We start from the raw sequence: 14,750 nt of genomic DNA on the forward strand, positions 1-14,750 counted from the left end.
TAATGCAATCTTTTGCTAAAAGAAAGCCCTTTCAAGTTGAATTGTCAGGTGATAATTAGCGTAATAATTAGTGAAGATTTTACTGGTGTTACCTCTCTCGCAAAAGTCTGGACATGAGAAGAGTTTGCTCGTCTACGCTTCTTCCCTACTAGATTAATAGCATGAAAAATACCCCTTTGCATCAGCAAAAGGGTATTTTGTAAGGCTTATTATGATGCTATGATGCGCATCTTATCGCAGCAAATCAGCCAATGGATCACGTGATGCTGCCGCAGCAGCACTGCTGTTTAATGCCGCCGATGATCCAGAAGAAGCTTCTGCTTTTTCCAGCCCCAGACGACGGGTCATCTGTTCATTGATAGTGGACAGCTTGGCTGTATAGTCCTGACAGCTGCTAATAATCTCACGGTTGGAACGCTCGGATGTATCCAGCGCAGACATCAGATCGGAGATCGCCTGATTGACCGATTCCAGTGACATGGTCGGCTTTTTGAGCAGTTCGGCAGAGCGTTCGCTGTTGGTTTTCAGCATCTCGGCATTGCGCTTGAACTGATCTTCGATCGTCTGGTTGACACTCTCTACCGCATTGGCTACCCGATCCTGATCTTCGATCGCCAGTGCGATCATGGCCGAGATCTTGATCAGATTGGCTGCTTTGTAGACCGAGTCATTGACTGAATCAATCAGTTTATCATTCGTATCATTGACGATATCAGTTGCGGCAATCGCCTGGTTGAACAGCATAATATTTTCAGTCATCGACTGGATACGGGTAACGACTTTGCGCAGGCCACGCTCCAGATATACTTTGCGATGCTCATTTTCGGGCTTTTGGATCTCCGCTTCGAAAAGGGTTTTCAGCTCGCCACCCATAGCGATTTTGTACTGGAGATTATAGATCTCCTGCAGGGAATTGCGTTTGAGCGTACGCATGCTGATCATATTCTCTTCCAGTGTGTCCTTACCGTCACGCAGTCCCTGTACAATCGCGTCTACGTTCTTGCTGACAGACTGATATTTGTAGACATAGTTTTTGATCGGAGACTTGCGCAGCAGTTTGCCGAACAGACTAACATTTTTGCTCTGCTGCAGCGCTTCGCACTCATCACGCAAGGACAGGATCAGGTTGGATACCTGCTTGGACTTGCCTGACATCAGATCATTAACCGGACGATCCAGCATCTGCAGGGTCTGTGTCGCACGTTCCTGCGTCTGCATGCCGAGCTTGCCGACTTCGTCCATCAGTACGTCCAGACTTATGCTGTCAGCCTGTGCGACTTTCTGGATAATGACGCTTGCCTCCTGGGTAAGCTTTTGTTCATCTTCTTTTTTGAGACTTAACGGTGGAGTTGCCATCGCATTCTCCCCTTTCATCGATTTCAGCAATTCATCGCATACAGTACTCCTGGTACTTATTTCAGATATCAGGAATACCGCTGATGGATAATTTCCGCTCGGGACTGAAGTTCAATCAGGTCTTTATGTTCAATCGTTTTAACGATCTGAGTAATACGTTTATCAACATCTTTGATTCCGTCGAGCAGGATACGGCGGTTTTTGGTTTTGGCTTCGCCGCTTAGACGCAGGAACGGATTGATCACGCTGTTCAGATCTTTTAGCACCAATCGTTTGACGGTATGGTTGATATCATCATTGTGCATCTCAGCAAGCATTGGAATAACACGCTGCAGACGCAGGAACAACGAGCAGGATTTCTCCACGATTTCGTTATCAAGATTATGCTTCTGCCCTTCCGAAATGATCATTTCTTCCAGCACATTCAGATACTCCAGCACCGGCTGGAATACCGGCGGAATGTCCGTCAGTTCCTGAGCCGGTACGCCGGCGGCGGAAGCTGCTGCTGCAGGCTGAGGAGTTGGCGGGGCAGCATTTCGGGCAGGACGTTCCGGTACCGTGTTTCTTCCGGGTTCAGGCAGCGGATTGCTGCGTTCCGGACGAATCTGCGGTTCTGGCTGTGTAAATTCCATAGTCGGACGTGCTTTGTGATCTGACCGTGCAATCCCGTAGATAGAGCCTGCCAGCGGGAACAACAGCGTAATATATTCAGGCACATCCCATATACCCAGCACACATCCGACGAGATAACCTGCACCGCCAGCCAGTAACGTTCTGCCGATCATTTTGCCTTTACTCATCCATATTCACCTGCCTTTCCAGCTGAATCTATTTACTGTGCAGTCTGGCCTTGCATCAGAACAGGCTGCTCAACATAACTGGTTAATAATCCATATTCCGGTGTTTGCGGGGCTACAGGGTAACCCAGCGCCATTTTGACAGCCAGATAAGGGAAATTCACTCCGCTCAGACAGGTCATATGCAGACCACCTGACATACGCGGATTGATCTCCAGCGCCTTGGGAACATTCCCCTGATAAATCAATTGTAGATTATAATTATACGGAATCTTGTAAAACTGTGCCACTTTTCGGGCGATTTCCAGCAATTCAGGTACTTCTTCCAAAAGACGGGAACGCCCTCCGGCTTTGCGCCTTGGAACGGCTGCCAGCAGTTCGCCTTCCGGCGTCGCCAGACAGTCGATACTGTATTCATACCCTTCCAGCAGTTCCATGACCATAATTTCCGGAAAAGTATCGGTCTGTGACAGTGCATGATAAGCCTGTTCATAGGACATCTTGGCGCTCACGCTATCGAATAGTGCCGTTAGCGGATCGTAATGGGGATCGATAATCCGGAAGCCTACTCCGCCTTCCATACGTGTCGGCTTGAAACATACGCTCAGCCCCATATCCCGCAGCTCTTCGTAGGCCTCTTTGAACTCTTCCGCCGTATGCACCAGACGATACTCCGGTACGATCATCAGATTGTTTTCCTCTGCAGACAGGAAGAAGTTTCCTTTGTCCTCTACCTGGTCAAGCAGCTCTCGATCTGTGCAGCAGACAAGCTTCACACCCATTTCCGCAAAAGCATCCGCCGCCGCTACCACATAACGCATGCCCCAGCGCGGTACAAACACCTCAATCTGATGACGACGGCAAAAGTCCAGACAGTACTCTGCATAGGCTTCTCCTGTTAATACGGGTTCCACCTCCGTATGGTCGCAGGCACGCAGCGAGACATGCTCCGGATCGCGATGTGTACCGTAAATTTCGAATTCCATGCCGTCTTCATTATGGCGTACTGCATTAATGTAATGATATCCTACCGCAAAGCTACGGTTGAACCAGATTCTAACTTTCCGTCCGCTCATAGTCCATGATTCCTTCCCTGTTCATGATATCCATTACAAATCGCAAAATATTTTCCGCTGCCTGAATGCCCGATTGTGCCGTAAATCCATAATTGCCCTGCAGCTCGCCGCTTCGGAATCCGCGGTACAACTCTCCATGTGCCGGAGCAATCGCGTAATCTGCCTGATCCAGCAGTCCGCGGTCAAGCAGGGAATCACCGGAAGCAATTACCTGATCGGCTCCTGCCAGAAGCTTCACATGCTCGATCGCCCGATTCTTGCTAACCGGAAAAGGCACCAGATATACCTTTCTGCCCTGAATAGACAATCCCCAGCCCAGCTGCTCCAGCTCCGGCTGGATTGCCATTACCTGCTCATCCGGCATCCTATCCCGGTCAACCAGTACCGAGAAGAATGTATCTTCCCAGTAGCTTTCCCGGATAATCCATGACGGATCGGAGACCCGATGAAAAGCCGCTATTGCTTCAATCGGCGGTGCTGCCTGATCACGAACATCCTGCATAACCAGTTCATGCCATTCCCTGTTCACCTGACCATCGATCAGAATATGTGCTCCATTGCTTGTAATCGCATATTTGGGAACAATCTGTTCACGGAAAATATGAATACGATGATACAGATCCAGTACTCGCGTCGTTACCGGTACAAATGGAATCGCCCCGGCTATCTGCTTCAACTGTTCCAAAGCCCGAATAGAAATATGGGAAATTACGCGTCCATCTACCTGTTCAGCCGGTATCATAATTCGATCGTCCACATCCATGCCGCGGGAACGCTCCGAATAAATCAGGGTCTGGTCCAGATCACTTGCATAGATCAGCATCAGGCATGCTCCTCTCTCGGCTTGATAATACCGCAGCAGGAATAGGTCAGCTGCGGACATACTTCAATCTGGGCCTGGCGCTCACGGGCCAACAGCAGAATATGACGCAGATTTGGATTGTCTTCCCGATCGATCAGTATTTTCCAGGGTACACGGCGCAGCAGTACCCGCGTCGTCTCGCCTACACCTGGCTTGATCAGATTAATGTCATGAATCTGGTATTCCTGTTGAATCCAGCGGATATCTTCGATCCCCTGCCAGTTTGCCGGCTCGGGATGCTCCAGCAGTTCCTGTGCACGCAGCTCGGCTTGCTGCGCCACTGCCGGGAAATAGCGGCTGACCTGATCTACAAACGTATTCGACAGATCCTGATCCAGCCAATGTCTATAGAACTTTGATCCATGGAAATCATCTTCGCCGATCAGATCGTCCCGCAGTACAGTACGGCTCATCAGCCCCGATACCGTTGAATTCAGACAGGCACTTGGAATCAGAAAGTCTTCCCGGGTACCGTACGTATCCGAAGAACCTGCCGGATCGGCCAGTACTGCCAGATCATCCTGCAGATTAGTCCCGTATCGCTCGTTGAACTCGCGGCAGGACTGGATCAATACGTTACGAATAGCCCCTTTGCCTGTCCAGCCATCAATAAACTGGATCTGCTGCTCTACGCCATGCTTTTGCAAAATATATTTAAGGGCATTATTATCGATCCCTTTGCCCCGGATAATCGAAATGCTGTAATGCGGCAAATCCAGCTTGTATTTGTGCAGCAAATAGCGCTTGATCAGTACCCCAACCGGTGTACCGGCTCTGGCTAGAGACAACAGCACCGTCTGAGAGCCGCGCTTGCGCAGAATAAGTTCACTGACGACACCTGCAGCCAGCGCGACCTTTTCGGCGGAATCAGCCAGCGTATGCTGGAACAGATCGACATACTCGGCAGTCGGCTGGTATTCCTGCGGCAGCATTTCGGAATAATGGGTACCCGTCTGAATCGCTTCTTCCCGCTCTTCCGTTCCTCGCTCCAGATCCACATCGCTCAGATCTTTCAGCAGAAAGACGGCATCGGCAGGAGCGTAGCTTCCCAGCGGCTCCGGATCAGCCAGCCTCGGCTTCTGCCAGGCCTGATGCATCTCGGTTGTCATATGGATGTTCCTCCCTGTTCCGGACCACAGATCACGATATGAATCTGTCCAAACAACCCGCCCTGCAGACTGCGAATTAATGAATCCAGGTCTCCTGCCGGTACCTGCCGTTCCAGAAATACGAATACTTCATCATAGGCACCTGGCACGAGATTGTATACATAATTGGTCACACTGCTATCTTCCGGCGAATCAAAGGAATGCCCCGTACGAATCGGATAATTCGGTACATTGGACCGGTATACCGGGCTGCGCGTAGTGGAATGGTAAAAGACACCCTCGCCCAGCTCTGCACTGATCCTCATGGGGATATACATAAATTCTTCCGTTCCGAGACAGAGCGTACGTGTGCCCTGCCGCTGTTCACGCAACAATGTTGCCGCCTGGTGGATACTGTGTGTGTTTCGAAGATTATCTTGCTCGTCTACACCGAATCGGCCGGTTCCCATAATAAATGGAGCGGTATGTAAGGTTCCCGATCCATCGACCGAATGACGATCTTCCAGTAGTTCGAACAAATGTCCCAGTTCGATCCGGTTCACCGGCGTCTCGGCTGTCAGACCAGCAGGAACGGCTGCGGGATGAGAGAGATCCGGCTTGCCTTCCACCTCAATCTGACCTTTTACCAGCGAAATGGGCGTGATGGTAATTCCCAGCTCCAGCTCCAGTTCCGCATATCGGCGTACATTCTCCTCACTCCGCCAATCCAGCAGCGAAGCCACATAATAGACATGCCGTGGATGCTGTTCATGAATCGCGCGAATAATATTCAGCGCCGTTTTGCCTGTCGTAATCTCGTCATCTACGAGTACAATCGGATGCTCTCCGGCAATCATCCGCGCTTCTCTCGCATAGCAGCGGTGAGAGACAGCATGGGAGTGTTCCTCTTCAAACTGGATAAATGGTTCCTGTCCGACAATCTGGTGCCGGGTTGTATGTACATAGGTAGCTCCCCGGTTAAATGCCTCATACATGCTGTGTCCGAGTGCTGTTGCTGTCTCGGCAAATCCGATAAAAGCCAGCGGCACAGGGGTAGTCAGCTTTAGCTTCATCAGCTGTTGATAGGCTTGATCTACGTTCTCGCCCGAGGACAGCGCTGCGATGATCTCCGGCAGCAGCTGCTCTACGGCAGGATCGGTCTCGGTCTGCATTTCACGATACAGCAGCAGCGATAATGCTGCACCGCTCAGCAGCGACTGATATGGACGAACTGCCAGATGCTTGCCCAGCACTTTACTGACAAACAGAAAAGAGCGCTTGGGATTCACACGAGCAGCCATTTCAAACAGCTGCTCCATGGGAAGTCCGAACGGATTATGGTCCACTTGTACATGTACCGTCAATCCATCCAGAATGTTATACGTATACGTGCCGTTCTTGCTCTGAGAGTAAAGAGATGAAATGTTGTTGTTCATGCAGCACCCCGTATATTTGTGATCGGGCCATAATGCGACGGGCCCAGTTAAGATGTGGTTTGATCTCGTTCATTTTGTTGGCATATCCGCTTTTGAAGACGCCGAGCTCGCCCGTATTGTTGGCGATAATCCCCTGTGCATCTTCATACTCTTCCTGACGGACTGTATACAGCGACTGAACCAGCCCGATATGGGACGGATGGATAATAGTTTTGCCGATCATGCCGTTTTCCTTGTCCATGATGACTTCGCGGATCAGCCCGTCCACATGACGATTGATATATTCATTACGCAGCTTGCGGCCATCGGCTCCCAGCGCTTCCTCGAATGGAGACTGACGAATCTGCGGCTTCAATACCCGTTCCCCGCTGGAAAAGTATTCCCAGACTGGACCCGAGATCACATACGGTGATTCCATCCGGCCAAATAGATTAATGATATCCGAGATACAATCCCGGATCGTCGTAATATCATAGATTGTCATATCCGAGCTGCGTCGCAATCCGAACAGGCTGGAGAAGTCCGTCGCTCCGATACGAACATTCAGCACATAGTCCTGATAGGCATCCAATACCCGCTTAATCGAGAGCAGTTCATCCAGACGGCTCTCCCGGTAAATGACCGCAGCGGTCTCCAGAATCGGCAGACCATATAGTATGGGAGCACCTTCATGCCGGGCATGATTATATTCCACTATGACTTGCAGATACTGTTCGCCAATGACAGCGTTGAACTTGGGCAGCATAATACCAGTGATTTGTTGCATTCCATCTCCCATATACCGGATAATTCGCTGCAATTGCTCCACACTTCTCACCCGGATAAATAACAGCGGAATACGGGACCGAACAGAAGAGTCCTTATCCATCACTTCCTGCAAATAGTGCACCTGCTCCACCAGCGAATGTTCAGCGGCTTCCACCTGTTGATCTCCAATAGCATCCTCCAGATCGAATACCCAGGAGGTCAGGCCACGGTGCCGCTGCGTCAGAATATCGCGGGCAATCGTCGGCCGGGTAGCCGGACAGTACAGCGCCGGGCCGATCGCATAAGCCAGCAGCTCCCGCTCGGAAGAATTATCATAGTGAACCGGGACGGAGTAGAACAATTCCTCTTCTTCCGCTTGTGATAAATAATTAAAGTAACGCATAACACCCCTCCTGAATAGGCCATGCCCCGGCTGCCTGATGTTATCATCCGGCTAACCTTACAGATAAAATAAGCCCCTCCTGTATCAATCAGCAGGAGGGACGACAATGGTGCTCTAGAACCGCACACAATAACAGAGGTGAATCACATGCTTTTCGGTTTACTTTCTTCCGGCTGTCCAGCGCATTCCCCAGCGGAACGCTTCATCCATCTGACGATGACCGGCAAAGTACTGCACGATTCGCTCAATGCTAAATGTCTCATTGCCTACATTTTGAATCATGGCAATCGCACACATCGGCTTGCCGTTATCATGTTCATCCAGACGCACGATAATATCCGGGCCATCCTTTTGATAAATGGTGACGACTCCATCCGCTTCTGTCCAGCGCGAAATGCCTTCGTAGATAAAGGAAAAGACCAGAATACGCTGAATCTGTGCAATTTTGTTGCCATTGATCCGCATATTCTCACCGCCTGCGCGCGCGCCTGTACGGTCATCCGCGTCAAGCGCCACATACGGCTCGTAGTCCATATGTCCAAATCTATTGCCCAGCGCTTGCACGACGCCCTTTGTACCATCCTTGAGCTCGTACAGACAGCCCAGATCCAGATCCGTGCCGCCGCTGCCCCGATTGAAGAAGCCTTTCTTTTGTACACGGTTCCAATTCAGATTGATCAGCAGCTCGCCCAGGGTACCCGCAGCCTTTTTCTGTAGGTTGATCACATCGCCTTTTTTCTTAAGCTCGATTTTGCGCAGATTCAGCGGTGCTGACTGCGGAGCTGGAGCAGGTGGCGCTGATGATGGAGCAGGCGTTGAAGGTGGAACTTGCCGAACAGGAGCCTGCTGTACGGGTGGCGACGATATCGGCGGAGATGGTGAAGGGGCAGCCGAAGATGTATCTTCCACGTCTACGCCGTAACTTCCGCACAGCTCTTTGAGACCGCCAAAATAACCAGCTCCTACAGCAGAAAATTTCCATTCGGATTGATATCTATAGAATTCCCCAATAACAATAGCCGTCTCATTGGAGAAATGATTGTCGAGATTATAGCGGAAAATCTCCGCCCCGGTACGCCCGTCTACAGCACGCAGGTACATCCCGCTGGCCTGACTGAACGTATAATTGCCGGTATCACTGTTATAAATGGTCAGGGTGACCGCGATTTTATGAACGCTCTGCGGCAGCGCGCTCATCGTAACCTGAAACTGACGCTGATCCGGGCCTGCAGGGTTCTCCTGGTATGTAATAAATGCATTGCGGGGATTACCATAAAAGATCAGATCATTGTCACTACTTACCCGTCCATCCTGCTGCAGCAGAAATGCGGAAGTATCCAGCTCCAGCGCTGCCGGCGCCTGCCAGCCCAGCACAATATTCAGCTGACTTAATTCCGGATGTAGTTTGGTAACATCTGTTTTTTGCCCTTTGACTATGGATACGCTCATCCTTGGACCTCTTCCCTGGAATCTGTCATGGAACTACCATAATATCGGCAGATTGTAAAATGGAATACAGGGCTGGTATGCACCCTGTATTCCATTGCATCGTTCTATTCAGTCTTAAACGTCCAATCCATAATTGCGGCAAAGTGCAGCCAGACCGCCTGTAAATCCACTACCAATCGCCTGGAATTTCCAGTCGCTTCCATGCCGGTAGAATTCGCAAAATACAACAGCAGTTTCTGTCGAGAAATCCTCGCCCAGATCAAAGCGCAGCAGTTCCCTGCTGTCTGCTTCATTGGCGACCCGAACGAACGCAGAGCTGACCTGACCAAAATTCTGACCGCGGCTATCTCCTTCATGAATAGTCACCGTAATGCCTACCCGTGAAATATTCGGTGGGACCAGATTGAAGTCAACGATGATCTGCTCATCATCTCCATCGCCCTCGCCGGTACGGTTGTCACCCGTGTGCGCAACCCCTCCGCCATAAGCAATCAGATGATTGTAAAATACGAAGTCTTCTTCGGATTTGGCTTTGCCATCCTCGTGCAGCAGGAAAGCACAGGCATCCAGATCAAAATCGGTGCCGCCGCTGTATTTGTTAGTATCCCAGCCCAGACCGACGACGACTTTGGTCAGTCCAGGATTGGTTTTGGTTAGATCGATACGCTGTCCCTTGGCCAGGTTGATCGTCATGAAAAGTTCGCCTCCTGCTTGGAAAAATGATAGTCAAATGCGGTTTGAGTTTCGATTAGGCTTGCAGGCCGTAATCGCGTACCAGACCTGCCAGACCATCTTTGTATCCATTACCGATTGCGCTGAATTTCCATTCGCCCGCATGACGGTACAGTTCGCCGACAACTACGCCTGTCTCGATAGAGAAGTCTTCTCCCAGGTCAAAACGAATCAGCTCTTCGCCACTCAGCTCGCTCAGAATACGCACATAAGCGTTGGATACCTGCCCAAAGTTCTGGTTTCTGGTATCAGCTTCATAGATAGTAATTGTAAAAGCAATTTTCTCTACTTCAGCAGGTACGGATGGCAGATCTACTTTTACCTGCTCATCATCGCCATCACCGGCGCCTGTACGGTTGTCACCACTATGCACAACAGAACCATTGGCGTTCTGTGGGTTGTTGAAATAAATAAAGTCTTTGTCGCTTGCTACTTTACCTGCAGCATTGGCACAGAAAATGGATACGTCGAGGTCAAAGTCTCCGCCGCCATCGTATTTATTGGTATCCCAGCCCAGACCGACGATTACTTTGGTCAGCCCCGGATTTGTTTTTGTCAGATCTACTTTTTGACCTTTGCTTAAGTTAATTGCCATTGTGAATTCCCTCTTTCGTTATAAGTATAGGTTAGAGTTATCTATTCGACTCCCGGAGATGACAGTAACTGCCTCCCGGATGCCGGCTTATACATATTGATTCGCGAGGATATCAACATGGGCTGCCTGTTTGCCTTGACCAATTGCATTGAATTTCCATTCGGAACCATTGCGGTAGATCTCACCGGTAATCAGTGCGGTCATGCCCGAATAATTATCTGTCAGATTGAAGCGTACCAGCTCTTCACCATTTTGTGCATTGGCTACCCGGATATAGGCGGACGCAATCATGCCGAAATCCTGCTTGCGTTGCTCTGCCTGATAAATGTTAACCACAACCAATACTTTATGAACATCTGCCGGGATTCTGGACAGATCAATAGCGATTTGTTCATCATCGCCATCTCCCTCACCTGTCCGGTTATCACCGCTGTGTTCTACCGATCCGCACTCGCTGCGCAGATTGTAGAAGCAGACCAGATTGCCTTTTTTGGTAAGTTTGTCATTTTCATTCAGCATCAGAGCAGAAGCATCACAGTCGATATCCGCCTTGGCTTTTTTCATGCCGAACAATCCGCGGGACTTCGTCTCTACCGGGTCCCAGCCCAGACCAACTGTCAGTTTGGTAAGACCACTTCTGCCTTTTGTCAGGTCGATCTTTTGTCCTTTGACCAGATTAATACTCATAAATGGATTAGAGCCTCCTCTTCGTGTTTCTATGTAATACTATGCTTGCGTGCGGAACGTTTCATCAATTTTGATTTTTCTACTTGTTATGATCCTTGCTGTACTCAAATGACCTTAATTAGGGTTCAGTTTATAGAGACCAACTTTATTTATTAGGTCATTAGTATTATAACGCGCAGCGGATTACCAAGTCCATTTTCACACACGTTAGTAAAAAGAAGATCATGGACTTTTGAGTATACATCATCTGGATTAACTGGTAATTATACGCTGGATCAACTGCCTGGCTGCCTTGCTCATATACCGGCTTTTAAGCCAGACCAGCGCGGGACGAGTACGGATGATCGCCTGCTGCAGGGGGATCACACACAGACGATCGGCATACACCTGCTGTATTTCCGATTCGGGTATCAGGGTCAGCCCCATTCCGGCAGCAGCAAAGGAAAATAATGCTGATATATCCGGACAATCCAGAACGACTCTCGGCTGCAGCTGACGCTGTTCAAATTCTCCGATAATGTTCTCGTAAGCACCCTCTCCCGACATCCTGCGAGCCAGCAGCAGTGGATATTCGGCAATCTGTTCCAGGGTCAGCGATTCAGTCTGGCATAATTCGGTCCACTCTCTCGGAACGACAGCCACAAAAGGGTCGTCGCTCAGCGGCATGATCTCATAATCCCGCTCGTCCTCTACCGGCAGCAGCAGCAGAGCAAAATCGATCTTGTGCTGATGCAGCAGCTCTTCAAGATGAGAAGTATCTCCATACAGAATTTTGTGATAGACCTCCGGGTAATCCCGATGAAATTCACTGATGTGCCGGGATACACGCGAGATACAGATTGAGGATGTACCGATCGTAATCGAACCGGTCAGCCCCTGATCCACATCACTGATCTCCTGCTGTATATTCTCCATCTCCCGCAGTAAGTGACGGGCACGCTCATATAGACGCTGTCCGGCCTGTGTCACTTCCCAGCGCTTGCCTTCCCGGTGAATCAATACTACGCCCAATTCCTCTTCCATCAGCCGCAGCTGCTGACTAAGCGGCGGCTGCGCCATATGAAGGGTTCGCGCAGCTCTGGTAATTTGCCCTTCTTCTATAATAGTGCAGTAATAATGCAGCTGACGAATATCCATCATTCCGCCTACTTCCTTAAAATGTTTATTTACCCATCAATTAGTTATATATAACTGTAAACCTCTATCTACTTCCTAACTATTCTAAAGCCTACCTTAGGATGCTCTACAGTATACCTTTTGGATATGAACAGATTATTCATATGTAAAAGATATGCATTTTATACCTTATATATATTTTACATATATATCACTTCAACCTACACTATTAATATGACAACAATGACACAAGGAGATGCAAAAATGAAGATAATTGTCGGCATTACCGGTGCGACCGGTGCCATCTTCGGCGTACGCATCCTGCAAATGCTCAAGGAAGCCGGTGTGGAAACACATCTGGTAATGTCCTCCTGGGCTGCTGCCACTATTCAACTGGAAACACCTTATTCGGTCAAAGACGTCGAACAGATGGCGGATCACCATTATTCTTATAAAGATCAGGCAGCCTTGATCTCCAGCGGTTCGTTTCGGACAGACGGGATGATCGTGGCTCCCTGCAGTATGAAGTCGCTCGCCTCGATCCGGATGGGGTTGGCAGACAATCTGCTGACCCGATCGGCTGATGTTGTACTCAAGGAACGCAAAAAGCTGCTCCTTCTGACACGGGAAACACCACTCAACAATATTCATCTGGAAAATATGCTGGAACTGTCGCGCATGGGTACGATCATTATGCCACCCATGCCCGCCTTTTATAATCTGCCAGCCAGTATTGATGAGCTGGTCGATCATATCGCCTACCGCGCACTGGATCAATTCGGCATTCACCGGGACGAAGCCAAGCGCTGGAACGGGATTACCAAATAAAAAGGCCAATACGGATCATACAGGGATGGTACTCCATACCCCTGTTCTACTTACGGAATTCATCTTCATCCATATCATCTATACAAAGGAGCAATGCATAATGGCTTACCAGGACTTTCGTGATTTTCTAAATACACTGCAAAAAGAAGGACAACTGCTAAACGTCGATGAGCAGGTTAATCTGGAACCCGATATTTCCGCAGCAACACGGGCACTGAACAATCTGGGAGATAAATCCCCTGCCCTGCTGTTCAACAATATCAACGGTTACGAGAAAAATAAAACACAGATCGCCATGAACGTGATCGGTTCCTGGCCGAATCATGCGCTTATGATGGGCATGCCCAAAAATACACCGCTCAAAGAGCAATTTTTCGAATTTGCCCGGCGGTATGATCAGTTTCCTGTACCGGTACAGCGTGAAGAGACGGCTCCCTTCCATGAAGTGGAGCTGACCGAGAATATTAACCTGTTCGATATCCTTCCTCTATTCCGTCTTAATCAGGGAGACGGTGGCTTCTATATCGACAAAGCCTGCGTAATCTCACGGGATCAGGAAGATCCCGTGCATTTTGGCAAGCAAAATGTAGGTATCTATCGACTGCAGGTCAAAGGCAAAGACCGTCTCGGTATCCAGCCGGTGCCACAGCACGATATCGCGGTTCATCTGCGTCAGGCTGAAGAACGTGGTCACAATCTACCTGTCGTTATCGCGCTGGGCTGCGAGCCTGTGATTACGACGGCAGCCGCTACTCCCCTCAAATATGATCAATCCGAATATGAAATGGCCGGTGCTATCCAGGGCGAACCCTACCGGATCGTCAAAGCCAAAGATGCCAACCTCGATATTCCATGGGGTGCTGAAGTTGTACTGGAAGGCGAGATTTTGTGCGGCGAACGTGAATTTGAAGGACCTTTTGGCGAATTTACCGGACACTATTCCGGTGGTCGCAGTATGCCGGTTATTCAGATCAATCGTGTATATCACCGTCAGAACCCGATTTTTGAACATTTGTATATCGGTATGCCTTGGACCGAGACCGACTATATGATCGGTGTAAATACCAGTGTGCCACTCTACCAGCAGCTCAAAGAAGCTTTCCCTAACGAAGTGGTGGCTGTCAATGCCATGTATACGCATGGTCTGGTCGCGATTATCTCGACCAAACGCCGGTATGGTGGCTTTGCCAAGGCTGTCGGTATGCGCGCAATGACAACGCCGCACGGTCTCGGATACTGCAAAGTGGTTATCGTCGTCGACGAAGATGTCGATCCATTTAACCTGCCACAGGTCATGTGGGCTATCTCGACCAAGCTGCATCCAAAACATGATGCCGTGATTATTCCGGATCTATCCGTACTGCCGCTGGACCCTGGCTCCAACCCCGCCGGTATCACACACAAGATGATTCTCGACGCGACTACACCGCTCGCACCCGAGCAGCGTGGTCACTATTCCCAACCACTGGATTCTCCTCCAGGTGTTGAACAGTGGGAAAAGAAAATTATCGACCTGCTGAACCGTCAGCAGTCCTGATCACTGATGTTTACCACGGAGCACACTCGTGCTCCTATTAA

At 49.7% G+C, this 14,750-nt stretch carries 14 protein-coding genes; 2 read left to right on the plus strand and 12 right to left on the minus strand.

Annotated elements, in window-relative coordinates:
- Nucleotides 1-231: 231 nt before the first annotated feature.
- The 12 genes from H065_RS0100630 to H065_RS0100685 form a co-directional block, all read right to left on the minus strand.
- Complete coding sequence (locus H065_RS0100630; protein WP_017811062.1) at nucleotides 232-1,356, minus strand: toxic anion resistance protein; 1,125 nt, start codon at nucleotides 1,354-1,356, stop codon at nucleotides 232-234.
- 68 nt (nucleotides 1,357-1,424) lie between these two features.
- Entirely contained in the window at nucleotides 1,425-2,156 is a 732-nt protein-coding gene (locus H065_RS0100635) for a hypothetical protein (RefSeq protein ID WP_017811063.1), read from the minus strand.
- Nucleotides 2,157-2,188: 32 nt separating this feature from the next.
- Complete coding sequence (locus tag H065_RS0100640) at nucleotides 2,189-3,229, minus strand: ATP-grasp domain-containing protein (RefSeq protein WP_017811064.1); 1,041 nt, start codon at nucleotides 3,227-3,229, stop codon at nucleotides 2,189-2,191.
- Nucleotides 3,210-4,052, minus strand: coding sequence for an HAD family hydrolase (locus tag H065_RS0100645; RefSeq protein WP_017811065.1), 843 nt, complete (start codon nucleotides 4,050-4,052; stop codon nucleotides 3,210-3,212). Before H065_RS0100645 ends, H065_RS0100640 begins: the two co-directional genes overlap by 20 nt.
- On the minus strand, nucleotides 4,052-5,200 hold the full coding sequence (locus H065_RS0100650; RefSeq protein ID WP_017811066.1) for a cysteine protease StiP family protein: 1,149 nt from the start codon (nucleotides 5,198-5,200) through the stop codon (nucleotides 4,052-4,054). The genes H065_RS0100645 and H065_RS0100650 overlap by 1 nt, the downstream gene beginning before the upstream one ends.
- Nucleotides 5,197-6,615 carry a phosphoribosyltransferase family protein gene (locus tag H065_RS0100655; RefSeq protein ID WP_017811067.1) on the minus strand — a complete coding sequence of 473 codons (1,419 nt, stop codon included), beginning with the start codon at nucleotides 6,613-6,615 and terminating at the stop codon, nucleotides 5,197-5,199. The genes H065_RS0100650 and H065_RS0100655 overlap by 4 nt, the downstream gene beginning before the upstream one ends.
- Complete coding sequence (locus H065_RS0100660) at nucleotides 6,557-7,765, minus strand: HpcH/HpaI aldolase/citrate lyase family protein (protein ID WP_017811068.1); 1,209 nt, start codon at nucleotides 7,763-7,765, stop codon at nucleotides 6,557-6,559. Before H065_RS0100660 ends, H065_RS0100655 begins: the two co-directional genes overlap by 59 nt.
- A gap of 159 nt (nucleotides 7,766-7,924) precedes the next feature.
- Complete coding sequence (locus H065_RS0100665) at nucleotides 7,925-9,214, minus strand: TerD family protein (RefSeq protein ID WP_017811069.1); 1,290 nt, start codon at nucleotides 9,212-9,214, stop codon at nucleotides 7,925-7,927.
- Between the two features lie 114 nt (nucleotides 9,215-9,328).
- Complete coding sequence (locus H065_RS0100670) at nucleotides 9,329-9,907, minus strand: TerD family protein (RefSeq protein WP_017811070.1); 579 nt, start codon at nucleotides 9,905-9,907, stop codon at nucleotides 9,329-9,331.
- Nucleotides 9,908-9,962: 55 nt separating this feature from the next.
- Nucleotides 9,963-10,541 (minus strand): TerD family protein, encoded by a 579-nt coding sequence (locus tag H065_RS0100675; protein WP_017811071.1) that lies wholly within the window; start codon nucleotides 10,539-10,541, stop codon nucleotides 9,963-9,965.
- A gap of 87 nt (nucleotides 10,542-10,628) precedes the next feature.
- A complete protein-coding gene (locus tag H065_RS0100680) occupies nucleotides 10,629-11,228 on the minus strand; it encodes a TerD family protein (protein ID WP_017811072.1) in 600 nt (199 codons plus the stop codon).
- A 252-nt stretch (nucleotides 11,229-11,480) separates the two neighbouring features.
- Nucleotides 11,481-12,368: a LysR family transcriptional regulator gene (locus H065_RS0100685; protein ID WP_017811073.1), complete on the minus strand. Its 888-nt coding sequence runs from the start codon at nucleotides 12,366-12,368 to the stop codon at nucleotides 11,481-11,483.
- A 210-nt stretch (nucleotides 12,369-12,578) separates the two neighbouring features.
- Between H065_RS0100685 and H065_RS0100690 the strand changes: the two genes are divergently transcribed.
- Together H065_RS0100690 and H065_RS0100695 are read left to right on the plus strand one after the other, a co-directional pair.
- Nucleotides 12,579-13,172 (plus strand): non-oxidative hydroxyarylic acid decarboxylases subunit B, encoded by a 594-nt coding sequence (locus H065_RS0100690; protein WP_026135961.1) that lies wholly within the window; start codon nucleotides 12,579-12,581, stop codon nucleotides 13,170-13,172.
- Nucleotides 13,173-13,272: 100 nt separating this feature from the next.
- A complete protein-coding gene (locus H065_RS0100695) occupies nucleotides 13,273-14,709 on the plus strand; it encodes a non-oxidative hydroxyarylic acid decarboxylases subunit C (protein WP_017811075.1) in 1,437 nt (478 codons plus the stop codon).
- Nucleotides 14,710-14,750: the final 41 nt, after the last annotated feature.

It is taken from the genome of Paenibacillus shenyangensis, from assembly GCF_000346635.1.
GTDB classification, from domain to species: Bacteria; Bacillota; Bacilli; order Paenibacillales; family Paenibacillaceae; genus Saccharibacillus; species Saccharibacillus dauci.

Excerpts from the sequence above, each read along its gene's own strand:
- H065_RS0100630 (WP_017811062.1), bottom strand. The coding sequence starts at position 1,356 with ATGGCAACTCCACCGTTAAGTCTCAAAAAAGAAGATGAACAAAAGCTT.
- H065_RS0100645 (WP_017811065.1), bottom strand. The coding sequence starts at position 4,052 with ATGCTGATCTATGCAAGTGATCTGGACCAGACCCTGATTTATTCGGAG.
- H065_RS0100650 (WP_017811066.1), bottom strand. The coding sequence starts at position 5,200 with ATGACAACCGAGATGCATCAGGCCTGGCAGAAGCCGAGGCTGGCTGAT.
- H065_RS0100670 (WP_017811070.1), bottom strand. The coding sequence starts at position 9,907 with ATGACGATCAACCTGGCCAAGGGACAGCGTATCGATCTAACCAAAACC.
- H065_RS0100680 (WP_017811072.1), bottom strand. The coding sequence starts at position 11,228 with ATGAGTATTAATCTGGTCAAAGGACAAAAGATCGACCTGACAAAAGGC.
- H065_RS0100665 (WP_017811069.1), bottom strand. The coding sequence starts at position 9,214 with ATGAGCGTATCCATAGTCAAAGGGCAAAAAACAGATGTTACCAAACTA.
- H065_RS0100675 (WP_017811071.1), bottom strand. The coding sequence starts at position 10,541 with ATGGCAATTAACTTAAGCAAAGGTCAAAAAGTAGATCTGACAAAAACA.
- H065_RS0100660 (WP_017811068.1), bottom strand. The coding sequence starts at position 7,765 with ATGCGTTACTTTAATTATTTATCACAAGCGGAAGAAGAGGAATTGTTC.
- H065_RS0100635 (WP_017811063.1), bottom strand. The coding sequence starts at position 2,156 with ATGAGTAAAGGCAAAATGATCGGCAGAACGTTACTGGCTGGCGGTGCA.
- H065_RS0100695 (WP_017811075.1), top strand. The coding sequence starts at position 13,273 with ATGGCTTACCAGGACTTTCGTGATTTTCTAAATACACTGCAAAAAGAA.
- H065_RS0100655 (WP_017811067.1), bottom strand. The coding sequence starts at position 6,615 with ATGAACAACAACATTTCATCTCTTTACTCTCAGAGCAAGAACGGCACG.
- H065_RS0100685 (WP_017811073.1), bottom strand. The coding sequence starts at position 12,368 with ATGATGGATATTCGTCAGCTGCATTATTACTGCACTATTATAGAAGAA.
- H065_RS0100640 (WP_017811064.1), bottom strand. The coding sequence starts at position 3,229 with ATGAGCGGACGGAAAGTTAGAATCTGGTTCAACCGTAGCTTTGCGGTA.
- H065_RS0100690 (WP_026135961.1), top strand. The coding sequence starts at position 12,579 with ATGACAACAATGACACAAGGAGATGCAAAAATGAAGATAATTGTCGGC.